At 55.9% G+C, this 24,580-nt stretch carries 23 protein-coding genes; 18 read left to right on the forward strand and 5 right to left on the reverse strand.

Features of this window, described 5'->3' with window-relative positions; all coding sequences use genetic code 11:
- Positions 1 to 115 precede the first annotated feature (115 nt).
- The 5 genes from dps (at position 116) to ybiO (ending at position 5,527) form a co-directional block, all read left to right on the forward strand.
- Positions 116 to 619 carry a DNA starvation/stationary phase protection protein Dps gene (gene dps / locus AC4IBF_RS14985; RefSeq protein WP_063408106.1) on the forward strand — a complete coding sequence of 168 codons (504 nt, stop codon included), beginning with the start codon at positions 116 to 118 and terminating at the stop codon, positions 617 to 619.
- A 362-nt stretch (positions 620 to 981) separates the two neighbouring features.
- A complete protein-coding gene (gene glnH, locus AC4IBF_RS14990) occupies positions 982 to 1,725 on the forward strand; it encodes a glutamine ABC transporter substrate-binding protein GlnH (RefSeq protein ID WP_133294043.1) in 744 nt (247 codons plus the stop codon).
- A gap of 84 nt (positions 1,726 to 1,809) precedes the next feature.
- Entirely contained in the window at positions 1,810 to 2,469 is a 660-nt protein-coding gene (gene glnP / locus AC4IBF_RS14995; protein WP_014169254.1) for a glutamine ABC transporter permease GlnP, read from the forward strand.
- A complete protein-coding gene (glnQ, locus tag AC4IBF_RS15000) occupies positions 2,466 to 3,188 on the forward strand; it encodes a glutamine ABC transporter ATP-binding protein GlnQ (RefSeq protein WP_028012446.1) in 723 nt (240 codons plus the stop codon). The genes glnP and glnQ overlap by 4 nt, the downstream gene beginning before the upstream one ends.
- A 125-nt stretch (positions 3,189 to 3,313) precedes the next feature.
- Positions 3,314 to 5,527: a mechanosensitive channel protein gene (ybiO, locus tag AC4IBF_RS15005; protein ID WP_143344856.1), complete on the forward strand. Its 2,214-nt coding sequence runs from the start codon at positions 3,314 to 3,316 to the stop codon at positions 5,525 to 5,527.
- Positions 5,528 to 5,575: 48 nt separating this feature from the next.
- Here ybiO and rlmF read toward each other — a convergent pair whose 3' ends face one another.
- Complete coding sequence (gene rlmF / locus AC4IBF_RS15010) at positions 5,576 to 6,487, reverse strand: 23S rRNA (adenine(1618)-N(6))-methyltransferase RlmF (protein ID WP_158285463.1); 912 nt, start codon at positions 6,485 to 6,487, stop codon at positions 5,576 to 5,578.
- A gap of 243 nt (positions 6,488 to 6,730) precedes the next feature.
- On the opposite strand from rlmF, the gene mcbA reads away from it, so the two are divergent.
- The 3 genes from mcbA to ybiJ all read left to right on the forward strand — a co-directional run bounded on the left by mcbA (position 6,731) and on the right by ybiJ (position 7,932).
- Entirely contained in the window at positions 6,731 to 6,997 is a 267-nt protein-coding gene (gene mcbA / locus AC4IBF_RS15015; protein WP_111963837.1) for a DUF1471 family periplasmic protein McbA, read from the forward strand.
- A gap of 122 nt (positions 6,998 to 7,119) precedes the next feature.
- On the forward strand, positions 7,120 to 7,386 hold the full coding sequence (locus AC4IBF_RS15020; protein WP_133294040.1) for a DksA/TraR family C4-type zinc finger protein: 267 nt from the start codon (positions 7,120 to 7,122) through the stop codon (positions 7,384 to 7,386).
- A 285-nt stretch (positions 7,387 to 7,671) separates the two neighbouring features.
- Positions 7,672 to 7,932, forward strand: coding sequence for a DUF1471 family protein YbiJ (gene ybiJ, locus AC4IBF_RS15025; protein ID WP_115874556.1), 261 nt, complete (start codon positions 7,672 to 7,674; stop codon positions 7,930 to 7,932).
- 116 nt (positions 7,933 to 8,048) lie between these two features.
- Here ybiJ and ybiB read toward each other — a convergent pair whose 3' ends face one another.
- Positions 8,049 to 9,011, reverse strand: coding sequence for a DNA-binding protein YbiB (gene ybiB / locus AC4IBF_RS15030; protein ID WP_491462940.1), 963 nt, complete (start codon positions 9,009 to 9,011; stop codon positions 8,049 to 8,051).
- A 266-nt stretch (positions 9,012 to 9,277) separates the two neighbouring features.
- Between ybiB and AC4IBF_RS15035 the strand changes: the two genes are divergently transcribed.
- From AC4IBF_RS15035 to AC4IBF_RS15055, 5 genes are all read left to right on the forward strand, one after another.
- Entirely contained in the window at positions 9,278 to 9,814 is a 537-nt protein-coding gene (locus AC4IBF_RS15035) for a fimbrial protein (protein ID WP_325813269.1), read from the forward strand.
- A gap of 68 nt (positions 9,815 to 9,882) precedes the next feature.
- Positions 9,883 to 10,557: a fimbrial biogenesis chaperone gene (locus tag AC4IBF_RS15040; RefSeq protein ID WP_367897144.1), complete on the forward strand. Its 675-nt coding sequence runs from the start codon at positions 9,883 to 9,885 to the stop codon at positions 10,555 to 10,557.
- A gap of 23 nt (positions 10,558 to 10,580) precedes the next feature.
- Positions 10,581 to 13,124: a fimbria/pilus outer membrane usher protein gene (locus AC4IBF_RS15045; RefSeq protein ID WP_143344852.1), complete on the forward strand. Its 2,544-nt coding sequence runs from the start codon at positions 10,581 to 10,583 to the stop codon at positions 13,122 to 13,124.
- 20 nt (positions 13,125 to 13,144) lie between these two features.
- On the forward strand, positions 13,145 to 14,137 hold the full coding sequence (locus AC4IBF_RS15050; protein ID WP_133295412.1) for a fimbrial protein: 993 nt from the start codon (positions 13,145 to 13,147) through the stop codon (positions 14,135 to 14,137).
- The gene (locus AC4IBF_RS15055) at positions 14,134 to 14,637 is read left to right on the forward strand and encodes a fimbrial protein (protein ID WP_133294035.1); all 504 of its coding nucleotides are present in this window, start codon (positions 14,134 to 14,136) and stop codon (positions 14,635 to 14,637) included. The genes AC4IBF_RS15050 and AC4IBF_RS15055 overlap by 4 nt, the downstream gene beginning before the upstream one ends.
- On the opposite strand, the gene dinG is transcribed toward AC4IBF_RS15055, so the two are convergent.
- Entirely contained in the window at positions 14,624 to 16,801 is a 2,178-nt protein-coding gene (dinG, locus tag AC4IBF_RS15060) for an ATP-dependent DNA helicase DinG (RefSeq protein WP_367897143.1), read from the reverse strand. The genes AC4IBF_RS15055 and dinG overlap by 14 nt on opposite strands.
- 97 nt (positions 16,802 to 16,898) lie before the next feature.
- Positions 16,899 to 18,278, reverse strand: a complete 1,380-nt coding sequence (gene rhlE / locus AC4IBF_RS15065; protein WP_133294033.1) for an ATP-dependent RNA helicase RhlE — start codon at positions 18,276 to 18,278, stop codon at positions 16,899 to 16,901.
- Between the two features lie 205 nt (positions 18,279 to 18,483).
- On the opposite strand from rhlE, the gene cecR reads away from it, so the two are divergent.
- Genes cecR through AC4IBF_RS15090 form a run of 5 tightly spaced genes read left to right on the forward strand, consistent with a single transcriptional unit; the run spans position 18,484 to position 24,124 of the window.
- A complete protein-coding gene (gene cecR, locus AC4IBF_RS15070; RefSeq protein WP_133294032.1) occupies positions 18,484 to 19,161 on the forward strand; it encodes a transcriptional regulator CecR in 678 nt (225 codons plus the stop codon).
- Positions 19,158 to 20,153 carry a secretion protein HlyD gene (hlyD, locus tag AC4IBF_RS15075; RefSeq protein ID WP_252092662.1) on the forward strand — a complete coding sequence of 332 codons (996 nt, stop codon included), beginning with the start codon at positions 19,158 to 19,160 and terminating at the stop codon, positions 20,151 to 20,153. The genes cecR and hlyD overlap by 4 nt, the downstream gene beginning before the upstream one ends.
- Positions 20,146 to 21,885 carry an ATP-binding cassette domain-containing protein gene (locus AC4IBF_RS15080; RefSeq protein ID WP_143344849.1) on the forward strand — a complete coding sequence of 580 codons (1,740 nt, stop codon included), beginning with the start codon at positions 20,146 to 20,148 and terminating at the stop codon, positions 21,883 to 21,885. The genes hlyD and AC4IBF_RS15080 overlap by 8 nt, the downstream gene beginning before the upstream one ends.
- Positions 21,875 to 23,008 carry an ABC transporter permease gene (locus AC4IBF_RS15085; protein ID WP_133294029.1) on the forward strand — a complete coding sequence of 378 codons (1,134 nt, stop codon included), beginning with the start codon at positions 21,875 to 21,877 and terminating at the stop codon, positions 23,006 to 23,008. Before AC4IBF_RS15080 ends, AC4IBF_RS15085 begins: the two co-directional genes overlap by 11 nt.
- A gap of 9 nt (positions 23,009 to 23,017) precedes the next feature.
- Entirely contained in the window at positions 23,018 to 24,124 is a 1,107-nt protein-coding gene (locus AC4IBF_RS15090) for an ABC transporter permease (protein ID WP_133294028.1), read from the forward strand.
- On the opposite strand, the gene AC4IBF_RS15095 is transcribed toward AC4IBF_RS15090, so the two are convergent.
- The gene (locus AC4IBF_RS15095) at positions 24,086 to 24,496 is read right to left on the reverse strand and encodes a YbhQ family protein (RefSeq protein ID WP_023334980.1); all 411 of its coding nucleotides are present in this window, start codon (positions 24,494 to 24,496) and stop codon (positions 24,086 to 24,088) included. The two genes, AC4IBF_RS15090 and AC4IBF_RS15095, sit on opposite strands and share 39 nt — an antisense overlap.
- Between the last annotated feature and the right edge of the window lie 84 nt (positions 24,497 to 24,580).

The raw sequence follows: 24,580 nt of genomic DNA on the forward strand, positions 1-24,580 counted from the left end.
CAACCCACTTCTCGCTATTAAACCGATAGGCACAGCCAAACCGCAGAGAAAAAATCCGGTGCTATACTTAGTTTCGTAATTACCTGGGACATAAACATCAAGAGGATATGAGATTATGAGTACCGCTAAACTGGTGAAAACGAAAGCGTCTAATCTGCTTTATACCCGTAACGATGTACCGGACAGCGACAAAAAAGCGACCATTGAGTTGCTGAATCGCCAGGTGATCCAGTTCATCGATCTTTCGCTGATCACCAAACAGGCCCACTGGAATATGCGCGGTGCAAACTTTATTGCCGTTCATGAAATGCTGGATGGCTTCCGCACAGCACTGGTTACCCACCTCGATACGATGGCTGAGCGTGCCGTTCAGCTAGGCGGCGTGGCGCTGGGAACCACACAGGTGATCAACAGCAAAACGCCTCTGAAGAGTTATCCGCTGGATATCCATACCGTTCAGGATCACCTGAAAGAACTGGCGGACCGCTACGCGATTGTGGCAAACGATGTACGCAAAGCGATTGGCGAAGCCAAAGATGAAGATACTGCAGATATCTTTACCGCCGCGTCCCGCGACCTGGATCAATTCCTGTGGTTCATCGAATCTAACATCGAATAATTCATACGAAATTTCTATCCAACCCTCGCCTTCCGGTGAGGGTTTTGCACATCTATGGTGCACGTTTTTTGCCTGAGACAGTGCAAAAGTGAAAAAATTGTAATAATCACCTCACACAACCGTTAACGGAAGATTGTTTTTTCGTCAGAATTTACGCTAAATATCTCCCCGTCAGTTGAGCCAAACGAAGCGCACCAAAACAGTGCTCTACTTTGGTGCAATAAAACCTCATTGCCCCATTAATTGTGCAATGCATGACATCATCCCCTTTGCAAAACAATAGCTTGTAAAGTTGGCACGATTTTTTCATTGTGCCAGCTGTTCTCGCAGGGGATCGCCCCGTGGATATAAAAGGAAATGCTATGAAGTCTGTATTAAAAGTTTCACTGGCTGCACTTACCCTGGCTTTTGCAGTGTCCTCTCAGGCTGCCGACAAACTGGTTGTGGCGACCGACACGGCGTTCGTTCCGTTTGAATTCAAACAGGGTGATAAATACGTTGGTTTTGATGTGGATCTGTGGGCCGCTATCGCAAAAGAACTCAAACTGGATTACACCCTGAAGCCTATGGACTTCAGCGGCATTATCCCGGCACTGCAAACCAAGAACGTTGATCTGGCGCTGGCAGGTATCACCATTACCGATGAACGTAAAAAAGCGATCGACTTCTCTGACGGCTACTACAAAAGCGGCCTGCTGGTCATGGTCAAAGCCGATAATAACGACGTAAAAAGCGTGAAAGATCTCGACGGCAAAGTAGTTGCGGTGAAGAGCGGCACCGGTTCTGTTGATTACGCGAAAGCAAATATCAAAACCAAAGACCTGCGCCAGTTCCCGAACATCGACAACGCGTACATGGAACTCGGCACCAACCGTGCTGACGCTGTTCTGCACGACACGCCTAACATCCTGTATTTCATCAAAACAGCCGGTAACGGTAAGTTCAAAGCCGTTGGCGAGTCTCTGGAAGCACAGCAGTACGGTATCGCGTTCCCGAAAGGCAGCGACGACCTGCGCTCGAAAGTTAACGGCGCGTTGAAAACGCTGAAAGAGAACGGCACCTATAACGAAATCTACAAAAAATGGTTCGGTACCGAGCCTAAATAATAAGACGTAAAAATGACGTTCACTCGGGGGCGACCTTTCGCCCCTGCTATTTTTGAAACACGGTAACAGTAACAGGAAATTATCATGCAGTTTGACTGGAGCGCCATCTGGCCTGCCATTCCTATCTTGCTTGAAGGCGCTAAAATGACCCTCTGGATTTCGGTCCTGGGTCTGGTTGGTGGGTTGATTATCGGTCTTGTCGCCGGTTTCGCTCGCACCTACGGCGGCTGGATCGCAAACCACATCGCACTGGTTTTCATCGAAGTGATCCGCGGCACACCTATTGTTGTGCAGGTCATGTTCATCTACTTCGCCCTGCCAATGGCATTCACCGACCTGCGCATCGACCCGTTCAGCGCAGCCGTTGTCACCATTATGATCAACTCAGGTGCCTATATTGCGGAAATCACCCGCGGTGCGGTGCTGTCGATTCATAAAGGTTTCAGTGAAGCCGGTCTGGCGTTAGGTCTTTCTCGTCGCGAAACGATCCGCCACGTTATTCTGCCGCTGGCGCTGCGTCGCATGCTGCCACCGCTCGGCAACCAGTGGATCATCAGCATTAAAGATACGTCGCTGTTCATTGTTATCGGCGTGGCCGAGCTGACCCGTCAGGGTCAGGAGATCATTGCTGGCAACTTCCGCGCGCTGGAAATCTGGAGTGCGGTAGCCGTTGTCTACCTGATCATTACTCTGGTTCTGAGCTTCGTTCTGCGTCGTCTTGAAAGAAGGATGAAAATCCTGTGATTGAATTTAAAAACGTTTCCAAGCACTTTGGTCCAACCCAGGTGCTGCACAATATCGATCTGAACATTAAACAGGGTGAAGTGGTGGTGATTATTGGGCCATCCGGCTCCGGTAAATCCACCCTGCTGCGCTGCATCAACAAGCTGGAAGAGATCACCAGCGGCGATCTGATCGTCGACGGCCTGAAAGTGAACGACCCGAAAGTCGACGAGCGCTTGATTCGTCAGGAAGCGGGCATGGTGTTCCAGCAGTTCTACCTGTTCCCGCACCTGACGGCGCTGGAGAACGTGATGTTTGGCCCACTGCGCGTGCGCGGTGCCAACAAAGCGGCGGCGGAAGCGCTGGCAAAAGATCTGCTGGCGAAAGTCGGCCTGGCTGAACGCGCGCACCACTACCCTTCCGAGCTGTCCGGTGGTCAACAGCAGCGCGTGGCGATTGCCCGCGCCCTGGCGGTCAAACCGAAAATGATGCTGTTTGATGAGCCTACGTCCGCACTCGACCCGGAGCTGCGCCACGAGGTGCTGAAAGTCATGCAGGATCTGGCGGAAGAAGGGATGACGATGGTTATCGTGACCCACGAAATCGGCTTCGCTGAGAAAGTGGCGTCCCGCCTGATCTTTATTGATAAAGGCCGTATCGCGGAAGACGGTAACCCGCAGGAATTGATTGCGAACCCGCCGAGTCAGCGTTTGCAGGAGTTCCTGCAGCACGTATCCTGATCTCTCGCTTTACACGTAAGCCGGGCATGCCCGGCTTTTTTACGCCAGATTGTTCCCAAAAATCCCCCTCCGCGTCCCGACTTCTATACTTATCATTTTGTTCGACATTTTCACCGGAGGACGCCGTGCCGTGGATCCTGTTACTGTTGATTAGCCTGTTTAGTGCGTCATCGTTCGCCGTCGCGATCCCCGGCGTGACCACCGGAACAACCGCCAGCCAGCAAAATACTCCCCCGCCGGAACCGGATGTCGAACAGAAAAAAGCCGCCTACAGCGCCCTCGCCGACGTCCTTGAGAACGACACTTCCCGGCAGGAACTCATCAGCCAGCTGAGGAAAGTGGCCGCCACGCCGCCGCAGGAGCCGGTGCCTGTCATCACCCCTCCCCAGGTGGAGGAGCAAAAAACGGTGCTGGAAAATGTCACCGACGTAAGCCGCCACTATGGGGAAGCCCTCTCCTCGCGCTTTGCTCAGCTCTACCGCAACCTGATTGGATCGCCGCATAAGCCGTTTAACCCACACACGTTTACCGCCGCGGCCACGCAGTTCCTGATGCTGGCCGGTGCGGTATTTCTTTTTTACTGGCTGGTGCGCCTGTGCGCGTGGCCGCTGTACCGCAAAATGGGACAATGGGGACGAAGGAAGAATCAGCATAAAAGCAGCTGGCTGCACCTGCCGTTGATGATAGCCTCAGCGTTTATCATCGATTTACTGCTGCTGGCCTTGACGCTGTTTTTAGGCCAGATGCTCGCCGACAGGCTGAACGCGGGCAATAAAACCATCGCCTTTCAGCAGTCGCTTTTCCTGAATGCCTTTGCCCTGATCGAGTTCTTCAAGGCGCTGCTGCGGTTACTCTTTTGTCCGCACGTACCGGAGCTACGTCCCTTCTCAATTCGCGATGCGAGCGCCAGGTACTGGGCGCTGCGTCTGAGCGTGCTCAGCGGGCTGATTGGCTATGGTCTGCTGGTTGCCGTGCCGATCATCTCCAACCAGGTAAACGTCCAGTTTGGCGCGCTGGCAAACGTCATTATCATGATCTGCATTACCGTCTGGTCGCTGTATCTTATCTTCCACAATAAAAAAACCATTACCCAAAGCCTGCTGAATCTGGCCGATCGCTCCCTTTCGTTCTTTAGCCTCTTTATCCGCGCTTTCGCCCTGGTGTGGCACTGGCTGGCAAGCGCCTACTTCATCGTATTGTGCTTCTTCTCGCTGTTCGACCCAGGCAATAGCCTGAAATTTATGATGGGGGCGACGTTCAAAAGCCTGGCCATTATCGGGATCGCGGCGTTTGTGTCGGGGCTGCTCTCGCGATGGATCTCGAAAACCATCACCCTGTCGCCGCAGGTACAGCGTAATTACCCGGAACTGCAAAAACGGGTAAACGGCTGGATGTCGGTATCGCTGAAGGTGGCGCGCATCCTCACCGTCTGCGTGGCGATCATGCTGCTCCTGAATGCCTGGAGCCTGTTTGATTTCTGGAACTGGCTGCACAACGGTGCGGGTGAGAAAACGGTCGACATCCTGATTCGCATCGCGTTGATTTTGTTCTTCTCTGCCGTCGGCTGGACGCTGCTGGCGAGCCTTATCGAGAACCGTCTGGTGTCGGATATTCACGGCCGTCCCCTGCCCAGCGCTCGGGCAAGAACGCTGTTAACGTTGTTCCGTAACGCGCTGGCGGTCATTATCAGTACCATCACCATCATGATTGTGCTGTCGGAAATCGGGGTGAATATCGCCCCGCTGCTGGCCGGTGCCGGTGCCCTGGGCCTGGCGATCTCCTTCGGGTCGCAAACGCTGGTGAAGGATATTATTACCGGCATCTTTATCCAGTTTGAGAACGGGATGAACACGGGCGATCTGGTAACCATCGGGCCGTTAACCGGCACCGTTGAGAGGATGTCCATCCGTTCAGTTGGCGTGCGCCAGGACACCGGGGCGTACCACATCATTCCCTGGTCCTCGATAACCACCTTCGCCAACTTTGTGCGCGGCATTGGTTCCGTGGTGGCGAACTACGATGTGGATCGTCATGAGGATGCCGATAAAGCGAAACAGGCGCTGCGCGATGCGGTAGAAGAGCTGATGCAGATGGAGGATATTCGCGGACTGGTGATTGGCGAGCCGTCATTTGCCGGCATTGTCGGGCTGACGAACACGGCGTTTACCCTGCGCGTGTCGTTCACCACCCAGCCGCTGAAGCAGTGGACGGTGCGCTTTGCCCTCGACAGCATGGTGAAAAAACACTTCGATCTGGCGAACGTGCGGATGCCCGTGCAGACGTATCAGGTATTGCCGCCGCCCGCATCGCCGCTCCCTCCGCAGGAGCCGACGCTGTAGCCTGGTTGCCGGGTGGCGGCTTCGCCTTACCCGGCCTACGACGGAGTGCTATTTGCGACGTTTGTTATTGTCCATAAACGACCAGGCGATAAAGCGGCTTTGCTTCTGACCCTGCGCCATCTCTTTTTTCACCACTTTTACGGCGCCCGCCTCGGTCAGGGCGCGGTAAAGTGGCGGCAGGTTATCTCCGCGGGATACCAGCGTCGTGAACCACTTCACCTGACGCCCAAACTGTTTGCTTTCCGCAATCATGCGCAGGATGAACGCCACTTCGCCCCCTTCACACCAGAGCTCCTGCTGCTGACCACCGAAATTCAGCGCGGCATCCTCAGCCTGACCCAGGTTGCGGCGCTTGCGCTCGCTGCCCGCACGGGCCGATGCCGCCGAATCATGGAAAGGTGGATTGCACATCGTGGCGTCATAGCTTTCGTTTTTGTGAATAATGCCGTTGAAGATCGAAGCCGTATCTTTCTGTCGACGCAGGCGAATGGCGCGGCTTAATCCCGGGTTAGCGTTGATAATCGCCTGGGCGCTGGCAAAGGCCTCGTCAGCGATTTCGCTTCCGGTAAAGCGCCACTGGTATTCATGCGCGCCAATCAGCGGGTAAATCAGGTTTGCCCCGGTGCCAATATCCAGAATGGTGGCCTGCTGTGGAACAACACCCTCATTACCTTCGGCAAGAAGGTCAGCAAGGTGGTGAATGTAATCAGCCCGGCCCGGTACGGGTGGACAGAGAAAGCCTTCCGGAATATCCCATTGAGCCACACCGTAAAAATGCGCCAGCAGGGCTTTGTTCAGCATTTTCACCGCCTGCGGGTCAGCAAAGTTGACCGAGGGCTCACCCGCTGGGGTCTGAACAAGGTAGTCCTGCAGCGGCGGGCAGCTCAGGCATAACGCGTTCATGTCGTAGCGGCTGCGGTGGCGATTTCGCGGGTGTAATCCCGGCTTTTGGGCAGTCATGGCATTCTCCTTTAAACAGCGGCGTAAGATACCCTGTGCTGGCTCAACGGTAAATCTTTCTCTGCGGCGCTTAGAAACTCGCCATAAATCAAGCACCTTTATGTCTATGATCCGTCAGCGAATTGTCAACTTATATCGTTCAAAAAATAAGCAGATCATCATCAAATATTTGCGCTAAGTCACACTCGTCAGGCTTCTAAACTTAAGGGGAATCACCTGTTGTTTCCTCATGAGGATGTGATTATGAAAAAGTACCTGACCCTTGCTGTTATCGCAGCCGCCCTGACGACCGCGTCATTTTCTGCCATGGCCGTTCAGTCGCTGACCCAGAGTACCGACACCAGCCAGCTTCGTCCTGCGGGCACCGTTTCGGTTAGCCGCGCCAGTAACCTTGACGATCTACAGGCTAAACTTGCTGAAAAAGCCCGCCAGGAGGGTGCAAAAGGATTCGTGGTGAACTCCGCTGGCGGAGACAACCATATGTACGGCACTGCGACCATCTATAAATAATCTTTCTCTTCCACAAGACTGCATCTGCCCAACGGGTGCAGTTCTCTTCTCCCTTCGCCTTGATTGCTCATTTTTTAACCCCATAGTGAACGTATACCTTAAACCGATTTCAGGAGGGCGCTATGGCTTCCGGCTGGGCAAATGACGACGCTGTTAACGAACAGATCAACAGTACTATTGAAGATGCGGTTGCGCGTGCCCGCGGTGAAATTCCGCGCGGCGAAAGCCTAACTGAATGTGAAGAATGCGGAGACCCCATTCCGGAAGCGCGCCGAAAAGCCATTCCCGGCGTAAGGCTTTGCATCATCTGCCAGCAGCATAAAGATTCGAAAAACTCATCGCACTCGGGATATAATCGCAGAGGTTCGAAAGACAGCCAGCTACGTTGACTTTACTTTACCTAAGCTAACCGCGCAGCTCCCTAGCTTTACGCTCACGATTTTTAGCGAACCGCGTAGCAAAATGTGCCCTTCATTTCGCGTCTGTAAAGCGTATCCACAAGAAGTGTAAAGCGGTGCTTTGAATTTATTAATATTCAATAAGTTATTTGTCATTCAATTTTTTTGAGCAACCACGTCAATTCTCTTCGATTTTATCTCTCGAGAAAAACCGTGATACTTATCACATCGACGGAACATCGTCCCCTTAACAGAAACACCTGCGAGAGATTAATTATGAAAACCATCAAATTTGCTGTAGCTGCTGTTGCCCTGTCCGCTCTGTCTTTCGGCGCTTTCGCTGTCGAGCCTGTCTCTTCTACTCAGGCACAGAACATGAATAAAGTCGGTGTGGTCAGTGCTGATGGCGCCACCACGCTGGACGGCCTGGAAGCCAAACTGGCTGAAAAAGCCGCTGCTGCTGGTGCAAGTGGATACACCATTACTTCCGCTAACGGTAATAACAAGCTGAGCGGTACCGCGGTTATCTACAAGTAATCGACTGAATGAATGCTGTCCCCTCGCCATACCCTCTGGTGAGCTGCTCCACCCTCATTGACCCTGTTGTTGTTACCCTTGCTTGCCCGTCCGCCACTGGACGGGCTTTTTTTTGTCTAAAACGCCTGCGCCACACGTTCAAGCCCGGCCTGGACAGATTCCACTTCGCCGGTTGCCAGCAAACAGCAGGCCATTTGCAGCTTAATCGAATGCGGAACAGGAACATTTCCGGCAAGGCACTGCTCAATCCAGTGGGCTGTAGTATGGGGATCTTTTGCCTCAGGCAATATCACACCGGTATTCTCTTCCCCACGCTCAAGAATGGCGCGCGTACCTGAAGAATCAATCAGCATGATCTGCGGGCAGCGCTGCGGGTTCGCATAAACCTCGCCTTCCGTGCCGTGCATCAACAGCGCCCTTGCGCCAATTGCCTCAAAGAATTGCCCCACGCGTGCCACGTATTCCGGGTGCGAGACGCTGGAGAGACGCAGGGCGACATCTTCGCCAAACGGCGTGGCCAGTTTTGCCAGCGTATGCGCGCTGTTGCGCACGCCTATGCGCCAGCGCATATCAAGCTGCTTCTCCAGCGGCGGGCAGAGCGTGCCGACCGGGATATAAACAGGCTGGTGGCCATCCAGCTTAGCCTGCGCCTGACCGGCATGACGCGTTGGTTCAATCCCCAACATCCCGAAAATGGTCTCCGTCAGCACGCGGGTGGGATCTTCGCTTACGCCGTGCACCACCACCGGGAATCCCAGCTTGTGTAATAAGATAGCGAGCAGCGGAGTTAAATTTGCCTGCTTGCGCGCACCGTTGTAGCTCGGGATCACGATCGGCATAGGTTTTGCCACCGGCGGCGTTAAGCGCAGCGTTTGTGCCTGCATGGCTTCATAGAAGCCATGCATCTCCGCTTCACCTTCGCCTTTAATACGCAGCGCAATAAGGATACCGCCCAACTCAAGCTCCGGAACCTCGCCGTTAAGCATACGGGTGTAAAGCGCGCGAGCAGTTTCATGGTCCAGGTCGCGGGCATGATGCTTCCCACGCCCTACCTCTTTGATAATTTTACGATAATCCACGACATTTCTCCTTACAGCAGGTTATCAACAATATAGCCCTGATAATGACTCCGCCGTTAGTTTTTTTGGCCGCCCTGCTGATTTTTATAATTAATTGTTTTATTGAGAAAAATTATTTTGCAAGAATTAATTGAATTATTTGGAAGCCGCGCAGGACCTTTCCCGACCCGAGTTTTCTGATTAAATAACCAGCGGTGAGTAGTTGAGACATAACTTCGAATAATGCGGGATGCAGATGTTGAAAGGAGAAACATACAGGTTTAAATATGAAAAAAGTCACTTTAGGTTTATTCATTGCTGCCGCTCTGGGATGCTCTGCATCTTCGTTCGCAGCATCCACCGGTGAAGGGCAAATTAACTTCACAGGTGAAATTATCGATTCCGCCTGTCAGGTCGTTAACGGCTTAAGCAGTCCGCTGAATGTTGCGCTGGGCAAAGTATCCAAAACAACATTTACTGGTGTAGGCTCTACCAGCACCTTAACGAAATTTGATATTCAGTTAAAAGACTGCCCGGAAACGGTCACGTCTGCAGCCATTAATTTCGGTGGTACGCCAGATGCGGACAATAACACCACGCTGTCTTTGACCCCGGGTGCGACGACTGCAACTGGCGTGGCGATTCAGCTGGTTGATTCTTCCGAACAGCCTGTCAGTTTATATACGCCTTCAAAGCAGTATCCTTTAGCTGCTGGAACGACGGTAAATAATCTGGAGTTTGGCGCGCGTTATATTCAGACTCAGGCATCGATCACTGCTGGCCAGGCTAACTCAGCCTCTACTTTTACAGTTATTTATAACTGATACGATCAATGAGGAGATATTCGTCTTCATGCGAAGGCTAATATTTCCTCTTTCATTGAGACAGATTTATGCGACACAGTTATTTATTAAGCGCACTTTTACTGACCGCAGTAACAGCCCATGCAGGTGTGATTATTAATGGCACTCGACTGGTTTATCAGGGAGAGAAAAAAGAGTCTTCGATTGGGATTTCCAATCCGGATGAGATTAACTATCTGGTACAGTCCTGGGTGGATACCGGTTTGAAAAAAGGCGGTAAAGCGCCATTTCTGATTACTCCACCGCTGTTCCGTCTGAACGCTAAAGAAGATAACGTGTTGCGTGTAGTGCGCACCGGCGGAAATATGCCAGAAGACCGCGAGTCGTTGTACTGGTTAAATATTAAAGCCATTCCTTCTTCAAGCCATGAAGAGGGCATTAATACATTACAAATAGCCATTAATACCCGTATTAAATTGCTGTATCGCCCTGCATCGATTAAAGGTAAACCCGAAGCAGTTGCTGACAAACTGGAATGGCACCGCGAAGGCAATGATCTGGTGGTAAACAACCCCACGCCTTTCTATATGAATTTCCAGAGCGTTGCGCTGAACGGCCAAAAAGTGGCAAAAGCGACCTGGGCTGTGCCAAATACCTCTACCCGCTTTGCTCTTCCGACAAATATGAGCGGTAACACCGTAAGCTGGTCGGTCATTACCGATTACGGAAGCATCAGTAAAACCTGGTCTGCATCCGTTCGTTAATATCTGTTGACGCCTGAATAATCATGTACAGCACAAATAAGCCGCTATTACGTCGACTGCGTGAAATGCTGCCCACTTTTTTTGGAATAGCGGTGACATGCTGCGCGCTGCAGGCCCACGCTGATGATTATTTTAACCCTGCCCTGCTGGATATTGATAATCCAGAACAGGCAAAGACCGATCTCTCTGTTTATGAAAAAGGTCCCGGTCAGGCGCCAGGTAAATACCAGGTCACGGTGTTCGTCAATAACAATAAAATCGACACACGTGACGTCCTTTTTACATTACAAAAAGATGCCCAGGGAGATGATTCCCTGCAGCCTTGCCTGAGTCTGGATGAATTAACGCGTCTGGGCATCAAAACCAAAGATTATCCAAAGCTGGCGGCAAAAGGGGAATGCGCGGACCTCAGCGCCATTCCTTCGGCCTCGGCAACTTTCCGCATCAAAAACCAGCAACTACTGCTGAGTATTCCCCAGTCGGCTCTGGGCCAGGTGCCTCGCGGCTACATCGATCCGAAAGAGTATGACGAAGGGATCACCGCGGGCATCCTGAACTATAGCGTTAACGCCAGCCAAAGCCGCGCTCGCCAGCAAGGGGAAGCGGACAACAGCAGCCAGTTTATTAACCTGCGCCCCGGTTTTAACATTGGTGCCTGGCGCGTGCGTAATTACAGCACCTGGAACCACAATTCGGATGGCGGTCAGGACGACGGCAAGCTGAACACGGTCTATACCTATGCCCAGCGCGATATCGTGGGGCTGAAGAGCGAGCTGACCGTGGGACAGAGCAGCACCCAGGCCGACGTTTTCGACAGTGTCTCTTACACTGGCGCACAGCTGGCTACCGAAAGCGACATGCTGCCGGACAGCGAGCGCGGGTATGCCCCGGTGGTACGCGGTACGGCGCACAGTAACGCCCAGGTGGTGGTTCGCCAGAATGGCTACGTTATCTACCAAAACACCGTCGCCCCAGGCGCGTTTGAGATTAACGATCTCTACCCTACCGGCAGCAGCGGCGATCTGAACGTCACGGTAAAAGAGACCGACGGCAGCGAGAGTCATTTCGTGGTGCCGTTTGCCTCCGTGCCTGTGCTGCAGCGGGAAAAACACCTGAAGTACAGCGTCGCTGCGGGGCGCTACCGTTCATACGATAAAGAGGTTGAGAAGACCCCTTTCACCCAGGGCAGCGCCATCTATGGCCTGTCACACGGCGTCACCGTTTACGGCGGTACGCAACAGAGTTCGCATTACCACTCCGCCGCGCTCGGCGCAGGGAAAAACTTTGGCGACCTCGGAGCGTTCTCCCTGGACGTTACCCGCGCCAAAGCGTTACTGAAAAAGCGCAAAACCAGCAAAGGGCAATCCCTTCGTCTGCGCTATAGCAAAAATTTTACCTCGACCGGCACTAACTTTTCGCTGGCGGGTTATCGCTACAACAGCAAAGGCTTTTATACCCTGCAGGACACCATGGAGTCCTGGACCAGTGCAAACGACTGGTCCGCTCCACAGCAGCGCCGCTCGCGGGCGGAGGCCACCATCGACCAGACCCTGGGCGACAAGCGGGGTTCGGTGACGCTAAGCCTGGTGAAAGAGCGTTACTGGAGCCAGAGTCAGGATATGACCTCCCTGAGCGTTAACTACAACAACAGCTGGCACGGCGTGAGCTATAGCCTGAGCTACAGCGTCAATAAAAACAGCAACGACACGGACGAGGACGGTAAATCCATCAGCTATGACCGACAAATCGGCCTCAACGTGTCGGTTCCACTCGACCGCTGGCTGCCTAATACCTGGGCAAACTACAGCCTGAACAACAGTAAAGACGGCACCACCCACAACCTGGGGCTGAATGGTACCGCGCTGGAGGGAGACAAGCTGAGCTGGAACGTGCAGCAGGGGCTGGACAGCGCCAATAACAACACCGCCACCAGTATGAATGCGGATTACAAAGGCACCTACGGTGAAGTGCACGGCGGCGTAAGCCAGGACAGCCATCAGCACACCGTGAACGCCGGGATCCAGGGCGGCATTGTCGCCCACTCTGACGGCATCACCTTCGGTCAGACCCTGGGAGAAACCGTGGTGCTGATTAAAGCGCCGGGCACGCATGGCACACACGTTGCCAACCAGACGGGCGTGGAAACGGACTATCGCGGCTATACGCTGGTGCCGTTTGTCACTCCGTGGCGTCACACCCCAATTTCGCTGGACACGGAGACACTGCCAGAAGATGCCGACGTGACGCACGCCTCGCAGACGGTTACACCAACACGCGGCGCGATAGTTCGTGCCAGCTTCGATACACGCGTGGGCAACCGCGTCTTAATGACGCTGGCCTGGAAAGACAAACCGCTGCCCTTCGGCGCAACGGTTACCACGGAAGATAAGAGCAGTGAATTTATCGTCGGTAACGACGGCCTGGTGTATCTCACCGGACTGCCGCAGCATGGACGCCTTTTCGTTTCCTGGGGCAAGGAGGGGAGCGAGCATTGCGTCGCCGATTACGCCCTGATGCAAGAGAAAGATAACACCAACATTATTAACGCTGCGGCGCAGTGTCACTGATTAACACCGGACCGATCATGATGCAGATAGCAAAATCATTTTTCTTACTTTTAGTTCTGGCGACGGCAGCACTCTTTATGCCGCACGCGAAAGCTTCTTGCCAATCGCCGAGCCTGCCCGCGCTACTATCATTAACGTCGATTTCGGTCTCCACCAGCCTGCCCGTAGGTTCGACCATTCCGGGAACTGAACGCACCGTGCACATATCGGGAAACTGTTACTACGCGCCGGATGCGGGTCAGCCAATCATCGCGTGCTATAACGGCTTCGGCAAAGAGATCCCCGGGCTTCCGGGCGTCTATGAAACAGGCGTTGCTGGTATCGGCATCTCGCTAAGAAATGATAAAGGACAGCGCGTGACTGGCGCAGCGGACCAGATTTGTTCGGCGAATATGCCCGTAGGCCAGGTCTCCGGTACGATAAACAGCGACTCTACCATCCCCTTTAGCTTTGACGTGATGCTGGAACTGGTAAAAACCAGCGAAACCGTGGCTTCGGGCGCACTGACAATGAGCAATACGCAATTCAACCTTGCAGTGGGACGCGTTGAGGCCCTGGGTGACCCTAATACCCTCTCTTACTCAGGCAATGTTCAGGTAAAAGCAGTGACCTGTTCGGTGTCACCTAAATCCCTGACCGTCACGCTGGGTGATTTTCCGGTGAGCCGTTTTACCGGTCCGGGAACACTGGTCTCCCAGTCGGTATTCAATATCGGCATGCTCTGCGATCGGGATGTACAGCCGGAAATGATGATCACCAGCGCTAATGGCTATGAAACGAATTTTCCCGGCGTGATCAAATTAACGCCGGAAAGCGGCGTCGCCACCGGCGTGGGGGTGAAAATGCTCTTTAACGGCCAGATACCTGTTTTCGGGCAATATATGAATACCTTTACCGCCTATGCCAATATCCAGTCGCAATATCCCTTCAGCGTCTCTTACGAACAAACCAGTTCGGAGGTGACGCCCGGAACGGCGAATGCCGTCGCAACCATTACGGTAGCCTACAAATGAAAACGTTATTAACCCTTTTACTGCTTGGAGTGGCCAGCCAGAGCCTGGCGGAAGAAATTCAACTCGATGTTCGCGGAAACATTTATGCCAACGCCTGCCAGGTGGACAGCGCCAGCCAGAACCTGACGGTCAATCTGGGCAAAGCGAATACCGGCGATTTTAAGGATGTGGGCGATACCGGACAATGGAAATCATTCGACTTAACCCTGTCGAAATGCCCAACCACTTCCGTGCTGGCCACGGCCACCTTTCACGGTCAGCCAGACAGCCTTCATCCGACTAAATTCGCCAGCACCGGAACCGCGAAAGGACTGGCGCTGGAGCTTGCCGACCCGCAGGACCAGATCTCGCTTGCCCCGGACGCCAGCTTCAGCGTGCTGATCAACCAGAACAATCACACGGCGGATTTCCCGCTGGCCGCCCGCTATTACGCCACCTCATTGCCGGTCACGGCAGGAACGTTCAGCAGCGTGGTGCAGGTGACCTTCATTTACCAGTAGGACCGCGCCCCTTAGCACGGATGTTTTTCTTGCGCCCGGCGGCTGGTTTTGCCGGGCGTTTTTTTACCTCGGGCACCTCTGGCTGTTCGATCGGGAAGATCGGCAGCGCGTTCAGTAGCCGTTGGCCGTAATTTTTGGTGAGCAGGCGTTTATCATAAATCACCACCTCCCCCCAGCAGCCGTGGCTACGGATCAGACGCCCGACCTGCTGAATGAGGTTAAACGATGCCGCAGGTAAACTCTGCACCTCAAACGGATAGCGATTGAGGCTTTTCAGCCACTCCCCTTCGGTGATCACCACCGGGCTATCGATAGGCGGGAAGGCGATTTTATGTATATGCACCTGCGTCAGGTAATCGCCCTTCAAATCCAGACCTTCCGCGAAGGACTGTAATCCCACCAGCACGCTGCGCTCGCCGTTATCAATGCGTTTGCGGTGCGTTTCCACCAGCCGGTAGCGCGGCTGATCGCCCTGCACCAGCAGCAATAAACGCAGATCGGTGACGTGTTCGAGGAAGCGCTGCATCGCGCGTCCGCTGGCAAACAGCACCAGCATGCCGGGGTATTTCCTGCTCTCAACCTGTTCACGGAAGTAGGCCGCCATTTCCGCAATGTGCTGCTCTTCGTTGTCGATGAGCGGCTCGTAATTCATGCGCGGGATCACCAGCTTCCCCTGCTCGCAGTGGTTAAACGGCGAGTCCAGCGCGACAAAACGATCGCCCGCTTTCTCTTTAAGCCCGCTCATTTCCTGCAAACGAGAAAAACTGTTCAGGGAGCGCAGCGTGGCGGAGGTGACCACCACGTGCGGCACGCTGCGCCAGATGAGCTTTTCCAGCTGATCGGCCACGCGGATGCCCACGCAGTGGAAAAAGAGATGCACCTGGCCGTCCCGCACTTCACGGGTGGCCCATTTGGTGACCGGCGCGCCCGACGCCTGCGCCATCGAGGCCAGCCGCCAGAGCTTGCTCTGTGCTTCGAACATCCCCAGCGCACGGTTCATTTGCAGAAGGATACGGTGAAGGCGAACAACGTCATGGGTGCCGGTTTTCTCGCTGAGATCGTTCAGGAACATCTCCGCCAGCCCGCGCAGCTTTTCCAGATGCTTCGCCAGCTGCTGGCAGATCTCCATCACCTCGTCCGGCAGTTCGCCCATGGCAAAACGGTGTTCGGCCTCCTGGGTTGCCGGAAGATAAAGATTCAGGATGTTGTTCAGCGACGAGATAAGGCTGTAAACCTCTTCACAGTGGTCGCTCAGACGCTCCGGTACCGCCAGCGGCGGCGTGGTTTTCGGGCGGAACTGCTCCATGCAGGTGGCGACAAGCTTGCAGAAGAGATCCAGCTGCAGGCGGAACCAGGGCGCGGTAATTTCCGCGCTCATCTCCAGCGCGTCGCGCGCCACGTCGGGCAGATGGTGTCCTTCGTCGAGTACCAGCAGCAGGTTTTTCGGCTCCGGCAGCACCGCTTCGCTCTCCAGCGCCGCCATCACCAGGGCGTGGTTAGCCACCACCACTTCGGCTTCCTGAATTTCGCGCCGCGCGACGAAGAACGGGCATTCGCGGTAGTAGTGACAGTTGCGGTTCAGACAGCTGGCTTTGTCGGTGCTGAGCCTGCGCCACAGATCGTCGCTGATGGCTTTATCGGTGTGATCGCGCAGGCCGTCCCACTTATAGCCATCAAGATCGCCTTTCAGCGTTGCGCAGAGCTCCTGCTCGGCTTTGTTGTTTGGCGTGAGATCGTCGTCGAGGAACGCCAACAAATCCTGTTGCGACGCCTCGCTGCTGGCAAGCCCTGCCAGGTTACGCGGGCAGACGTAGCGCCCGCGGCCGAAGGCGGCCGTAAACCGCAGGTCGGGGATGATTTTGCGCAGCAGCGGTAAATCTTTACTAAAGATCTGGTCCTGCAAGGCCACGTTGGCGGTGCTGACCACCAGCGTTTTGTCCTCTTCCCGCGCAATCGCGATGCCGGGAATGAGATACGACAGGGTTTTCCCGACGCCGGTCGGGGCTTCAATCGCCAGATGTCGCCCGTCGTCCCCGGCGAGCGTTTTTGCCACGTCGGCAATCATCTGCCGCTGCGGCGCTCGGGGGATAAAGTCGGGGATCTGCTGTTGTAGCGCCTTATACCATGCGCCAATTTGCGCTTTCAGCGCAGCGGTTAAAGCCATCGGAAAACCTGAAACACTGTATAAACAGCCACTATTGTGGCACTTTCTCTTCTCTGCCGCAAAAAGAAAAGCCCGGCTTTACGACCGGGCTTCCATATTACTGCGGGTTAGCAGGTTTACGCGGGCGGCGTCGACGCTGCCCTTCCCCTGCCGGCTTGCCTTCGCCGCTGCGCCACGGGTTTTCGCCGGCCGGTTTGCCGTCGTTGCTACGACGCGGCGGTTTGCCGGATGACTTCGGCGCGCCACCTTCGGCACGACGCGGCTGCTGGCCGCGACCGCCGCCGCCCTGACCGCGACCGCCCTGACGACCGTTCTGAATCGGCTCGGCTTTGATTGACGGGTCCACTTCATAGCCCGGGGTTTCGATGCGCGGGATCTCTTTCTTCAGGAGGCGCTCGATGTCGCGCAGCAGCTTGTGCTCGTCCACGCAAACCAGAGAGAGCGCTTCACCGGTGGCCGCCGCACGGCCGGTACGGCCGATACGGTGCACGTAATCTTCCGGCACGTTTGGCAGCTCGTAGTTCACAACGTGCGGCAGCTCTTCAATGTCGAGGCCACGGGCAGCGATGTCGGTGGCCACCAGCACGCGGATGTCGCCGGACTTGAAGTCCGCCAGCGCACGGGTCCGCGCGCCCTGGCTCTTGTTACCGTGGATCGCCGCACTGCGGATGCCGTCTTTGTTCAGCTGTTCAGCCAGGTGGTTGGCACCGTGCTTGGTGCGGGTAAAGACCAGCACCTGCTGCCAGTTACCCTGGCCTATCATCTGGGAGAGCAGTTCCCGCTTACGCTTTTTATCCACAAAGTGAACGTGCTGCGTCACCTGCTCGGAGGCGGTGTTGCGGCGCGCCACTTCCACTTCCAGCGGGTTATGCAGCAGCTTTTCCGCCAGCGCCTTGATCTCGTCGGAGAAGGTCGCAGAGAAGAGCAGGTTCTGACGACGCGCAGGCAGCTTGGCCAGCACGCGACGAATATCATGGATGAAGCCCATGTCGAGCATGCGGTCGGCTTCGTCCAGCACCAGAATTTCAATGCTATCGAGCTTCACCGCGTTCTGGTGTTCGAGGTCAAGCAGACGGCCCGGCGTTGCTATCAGCACGTCCACGCCGCCGCGCAGCTTCATCATCTGCGGATTGATGCTGACGCCACCGAAAACTACCAGCGAGCGAATGTTGAGATAGCGGCTATAGTCACGCACGTTCTCGCCAATCTGCGCGGCCAGCTCGCGGGTTGGGGTGAGGATCAGGGCACGAACCGGACGACGGCCTTTGGCGTGCGGCTGGTTTTTTACCAGCAGCTCTAACAGCGGCAGGGTAAAGCCCGCGGTTTTACCGGTGCCGGTCTGGGCGCTGGCCATCAGGTCACGTCCCTGAAGAACGGCGGGGATCGCCTGCTGCTGGATTGGGGTTGGCTCAACGTAGCCCTGCTCTGCGATCGCGCGCAGAATTTCCGGGTTCAGGCCAAGGGAATCAAAAGACATAAAAACTCCGAACCGCCCCGACCATCACAGGTGTAGTTTTCAGGGAGATATAACAATTGAGAGGACAAAAACCACAATGTCGCGAAGGAGCGGAGTGTAGCAGCTTTTGTGACGTGGCGCATAAAATATCCCTCCGCATTCCCTCGACGTTAGCGGGAATCAGGCATAATCTTAATCAATCGATTGATTAATTCTTAGTGCCGCCATGAATACGACACCCACAACAACCAAAGGTGAACAGGCCAAAAACCAGCTTATCGCCGCCGCGCTGGCGCAGTTTGGTGAGTACGGCCTGCATGCAACCACGCGCGATATCGCCGCGCTGGCCGGGCAGAACATTGCGGCGATTACCTACTATTTTGGCTCAAAAGAAGATTTATATCTCGCCTGCGCCGAGTGGATTGCCGATTTTATCGGCACGCAGTTTCACCCACACGTAGAGGAAGCCACCGCGCTGCTCGGCCAGCCGTCGCCCGATCGCGAGGCCATCCGCCAGCTGATCCTCAATGCCTGTAACAACATGATCCGCCTGCTGACGCACGACGATACGCTCAACCTGAGCAAGTTTATCTCCCGCGAGCAGCTCTCCCCCACTGCCGCCTACCAGCGGGTACACGATCGGGTCATTGCTCCGATGCATACCCACCTGACCCGGCTGATCGCCGCCTATACCGGGCGGGACGCCAGTGATACCGAGACAATTTTGCATACCCACGCCCTGTTGGGTGAAATTCTGGCCTTCCGTCTGGGCAGGGAAACCATCCTGTTACGCACCGGCTGGACACAATTTGATGAGGATAAAGCCGCGCAGATAGGCGAGGTGATCGCCTGTCATCTCGATCTGATCCTGCAAGGCTTAACGCAAAGGAGCCCGAAGTCATGAAAAAACCTGTCGCCATCATTCTGGTGGTCGTTGTTTTGCTTGCCGCAGGCGTCGGTGGATGGCTGTGGTATCAAGGCCATCAGGATAAAGGCCTGACGCTGTACGGTAACGTGGATATTCGCACGGTGAACATGAGCTTCCGCGTAGGCGGTCGTCTCGCCTCGCTGAGCGTGGACGAAGGCGATGCCATTAAAAGCGGGCAGACGCTGGGGATGCTGGACAAAGCGCCCTATGAGAATGCGCTGCTGCAGGCCAAAGCAGGCGTGTCCGTCGCCCAGGCACAGTATGACCTGATGCTGGCCGGCTATCGCGACGAAGAGATTGCCCAGGCCGCCGCCGCCGTTAAGCAGGCGCAGGCCGCCTATGACTACGCGCAGAACTTCTACGCGCGCCAGCAGGGGCTGTGGAAAAGCCGCACCATTTCCGCCAACGATCTGGAAAATGCGCGTGCGTCCCGCGACCAGGCGCAGGCAACGCTAAAATCCGCGCAGGATAAGTTAAGCCAGTACCACACCGGTAACCGCCCGCAGGATATCGCCCAGGCGAAAGCCAGCCTTGAACAGGCGCAGGCGCAGCTGGCGCAGGCAGAGCTCGATCTGCACGACACCACCTTAATCGCACCGTCTGACGGTACGCTGATGACCCGCGCCGTGGAGCCCGGCAGCATGCTCAGCGCGGGCAGCACCGTCTTAACGCTCTCCCTGACCCGCCCGGTCTGGGTGCGCGCCTACATTGATGAACCGAATCTCGGCCAGATGCAGCCGGGCCGCGAGCTGCTGCTCTATACCGACGGTCGCCCGGACAAGCCGTATCACGGCAAAGTGGGCTTTGTCTCCCCTACCGCCGAATTCACGCCGAAAACCGTTGAAACACCGGACCTGCGTACCGACCTGGTGTATCGCCTGCGCATCATCGTGACCGATGCGGACGACGCGCTGCGCCAGGGCATGCCCGTCACCGTAAAAGTAGACAACGGGGAACGACATGAATGACGCGGTTATTCAGCTCAACAATCTGGTTAAACGCTTCGCGGGAATGGACAAACCGGCCGTCGCGCCGCTGAACTGCACTATCCAGAAGGGCTATGTGACCGGGCTGGTCGGCCCGGACGGCGCGGGGAAAACCACGCTGATGCGGATGCTGGCCGGACTGCTGAAGCCGGATGAAGGCTCGGCCAGCGTGCTGGGCCTGGATCCGATTAAAGACGACGGCGCGCTCCACGCCATGCTCGGCTATATGCCGCAGAAGTTTGGCCTGTATGAAGATCTGACGGTGATGGAAAACCTGAACCTGTACGCCGACCTGCGCAGCGTCACCGGCGAAACCCGGGAGAAAACCTTCGCCCGCCTGCTGGAGTTTACCTCCCTCGGCCCGTTCACCGACCGGCTGGCGGGCAAGCTGTCCGGTGGGATGAAGCAGAAGCTGGGGCTGGCCTGCACGCTGGTCGGCGAGCCAAAGGTGCTGCTGCTGGACGAGCCCGGCGTTGGCGTGGACCCGATTTCGCGACGAGAACTGTGGCAGATGGTGCACGAGCTGGCCGGCGACGGGATGCTGATCCTCTGGAGCACCTCCTACCTCGACGAAGCGGAGCAGTGCCGTGACGTGCTGCTGATGAACGAAGGCGAACTGCTTTATCAGGGCGAGCCGACGACGCTGACGCAGAGCATGGCCGGGCGCAGCTTTCTGCTGCACAGTCCGCAGGAGTCCAACCGCAGGCTGCTGCAGCGGGTGCTCAAACTGCCGCAGGTCAGCGACGGGATGATTCAGGGCCGCTCGGTACGGGTGATCCTCAAAAAAGAGGTCACAGTCGACGATATTCGCCATGCGCCCGGCATGCCGACGATTGAGATGGAAGAGACCGCGCCGCGCTTTGAGGACGCGTTTATCGACCTGCTGGGCGGCGCGGGCACGTCAGAATCGCCGCTTGGGGCGATTCTGCACACGGTGGAAGGCACGCCGGGCGAAACGGTGATCGAAGCCAAATCCCTCACCAAAAAGTTCGGGGATTTCGCCGCCACCGACAACGTGAATTTTGCCGTGAAGCGCGGTGAGATTTTTGGCCTGCTCGGGCCTAACGGCGCGGGAAAATCGACCACCTTTAAGATGATGTGTGGCCTGCTGGTGCCGACGTCCGGCAAGGCGCTGGTGCTGGATATGGACCTGAAGGTCAGCTCCGGCAAGGCGCGCCAGCACCTGGGCTACATGGCGCAGAAGTTCTCCCTGTATGGCAACCTGACGGTCGAGCAGAATCTGCGCTTTTTCTCCGGCGTGTATGGCCTGCGCGGGCGGGCGCAGAACGACAAAATCCGCCGCATGAGCGATGCCTTCGGGTTAACCAACATTGCTTCACACGCCACCGACGAGCTGCCGCTCGGCTTTAAGCAGCGGCTGGCGCTGGCCTGCTCGCTGATGCACGAGCCGGATATTCTGTTTCTGGATGAACCCACGTCTGGCGTTGATCCCATTACCCGCCGCGAGTTCTGGCTGCATATCAACAGCATGGTGGAAAAAGGCGTGACCGTGATGGTGACCACCCACTTCATGGACGAGGCGGAGTACTGCGACCGCATCGGGCTGGTGTATCGCGGCAAGCTGATTGCCCACGGCACGCCGGACGACCTGAAAAACCAGGCCGCCGACGATGAGGTGCCGGACCCGACCATGGAGCAGGCGTTCATCACCCTCATCCACGACTGGGATAAGGAGAATGCCCATGCGCAGTAAGGCCATTTCCTGGCGCAGGGTGCGCGCGCTGTGCATTAAAGAGACGCGGCAGATCGTGCGTGACCCCAGCAGCTGGCTGATTGCGGTAGTGATCCCCCTGCTGCTGCTGTTTATCTTTGGCTACGGCATTAACCTGGATTCCAGCAAGCTGCGGGTCGGGATTTTGCTGGAGCAGCAGAGCAAAGAGGCGCTGGACTTTACCCACGCTATGACCGGCTCTCCCTACATTGATGCCACCATCAGCGACAGCCGCCAGGAACTGATCCAGAAGATGCAGGCCGGGAAGATTCGCGGTCTGATCGTCATTCCGGTGAATTTTGCCGCCAACATGGCGCGGGCAAATACCGATGCGCCGATCCAGGTGATTACCGACGGCAGCGAGCCAAACACCGCGAACTTCGTGCAGGGCTACGCGGAGGGGATCTGGCAGCTGTGGCAAATGCAGCGGGCGGAAGATCGGGGTGAAGAATTTAAACCGCTGATCGACGTACAGACCCGCTACTGGTTTAACCCCGCCGCCATCAGCCAGCACTTTATTATTCCGGGCGCGGTGACGATTATCATGACGGTGATTGGCGCGATCCTAACCTCGCTGGTGATCGCCCGCGAGTGGGAGCGCGGCACCATGGAGGCGCTGCTTTCAACCGAAGTGACGCGCGTCGAGCTGCTGCTGTGCAAGCTCATTCCCTACTACTTCCTCGGCATGCTGGCAATGCTGCTCTGTATGCTGGTGTCAGTCTTTATCCTCGGCGTGCCGTATCGCGGCTCGCTGGTCGTGCTGTTCTTTATCACCAGCCTGTTTTTACTCAGCACGCTTGGCATGGGGCTACTCATCTCCACCATCACCCGCAACCAGTTTAACGCCGCGCAGGTAGCGCTGAATGCCGCTTTCCTGCCGTCAATAATGCTCTCAGGGTTTATCTTCCAGATAGACAGTATGCCTGCCGTCATCCGCGCCGTGACCTACATTATCCCGGCGCGCTACTTCGTGAGCACGCTGCAAAGCCTGTTCCTGGCGGGGAATATTCCGGTAGTGCTGATTATCAACACGCTGTTTTTAATGGCTTCGGCGGTGATGTTTATCGGTTTGACGTGGATGAAAACCAAACGGCGGTTAGATTAAGGAGCGCGCATGTTTCACCGTTTATGGACGTTAATACGCAAAGAGCTGCAATCCCTGCTGCGCGAGCCGCAAACCCGCGCCATTCTGGTGTTGCCGGTGCTGATCCAGGTTTTACTGTTCCCGTTTGCCGCCACGCTGGAGGTGACCAACGCCACCATTGCCATTTACAACGAAGACAACGGCAAACACTCCGTCGAGCTAACGCAGCGCTTTGCGCGTGCGAAAGCCTTTACCCACATCCTGCTGCTGAAAAGCCCGAAGGAGATCCAGCCCACCATCGACACGCAAAAAGCGCTGCTGCTGGTGCGGTTCCCGGCGGATTTTTCCCGTAATCTGGATACCTTCCAGACCGCGCCGATGCAGCTGATCCTCGACGGGCGTAACTCCAACAGCGCCCAGATAGCCGCCAACTATCTGCAGCAGGTGGTGAAGGATTACCAGCAGGAGCTGATGGACGGCAAACCGAAGCTCAACAACAGCGAGCTGGTGGTGCGCAACTGGTATAACCCGAATCTGGACTACAAGTGGTTCGTGGTGCCGTCGCTGATCGCCATGATCACCACCATCGGGGTGATGATTGTGACCTCTCTCTCCGTCGCCCGCGAGCGTGAACAGGGCACGCTGGATCAGCTGCTGGTCTCCCCGCTCGCCACCTGGCAAATTTTCGTCGGCAAAGCGGTGCCGGCGCTGATCGTCGCGACGTTCCAGGCCACCATCGTGCTGGGAGTCGGTATTTGGGCCTATCAGATCCCGTTCGCCGGTTCGCTGGCGCTGTTTTACTTCACGATGGTGATTTACGGGCTGTCGCTGGTGGGGTTTGGGCTGCTGATCTCGGCGCTCTGCTCGACGCAGCAGCAGGCGTTTATCGGGGTATTCGTCTTTATGATGCCCGCGATTTTGCTCTCGGGCTATGTTTCTCCCGTCGAGAACATGCCGGTATGGCTACAGGATCTGACATGGGTAAATCCGATTCGACACTTTACGGACATCACCAAGCAAATCTATCTGAAGGATGCGAGTCTGGATATCGTCTGGGGAAGTTTGTGGCCGCTACTGGTCATAGCGGCCACGACGGGCTCAGTGGCGTACGCGATGTTTAGACGCAACATCGCGTAGCTTTTTCTCTTTGGTCAGCAACGAGACCACCGCAGGCCCTGCGAGGATAGCCAGACCCGCCAGGGCCAGCAGCAGGTTGTTTTGCAGCACGCGTGACAGCAGCCACAGAACAATCATCGCCGCACCAAAGTACCAGGTGGTGGTGAGCTCTTCGAGCACGTCACCTACCTCGCGCCAGCGCGCTTCATGGTGGCGCTGTAAGAACAGCATCGACAGCACGGTGACGCCGTAAAGGACGCATAGCCCCAGGCCAACGCGCACCAGCGTGCCGCTCATCCAGCCCATCACCAGTACGGCCACGACCAGTAAATGCAACATTATCTGCCAGCAACTCAGGCCAGTTGCGACACGAACACGTTGTTGCCACTTCATGGCTTCTCTCCTGAAGGATTTTTCTCTGCTTAATCAGACTACCGCACTTTACGGAAAATTCCGTAACACCGCATCTTTTTGTGA

This window comes from Enterobacter sp. Taxon_8, from assembly GCF_058354585.1.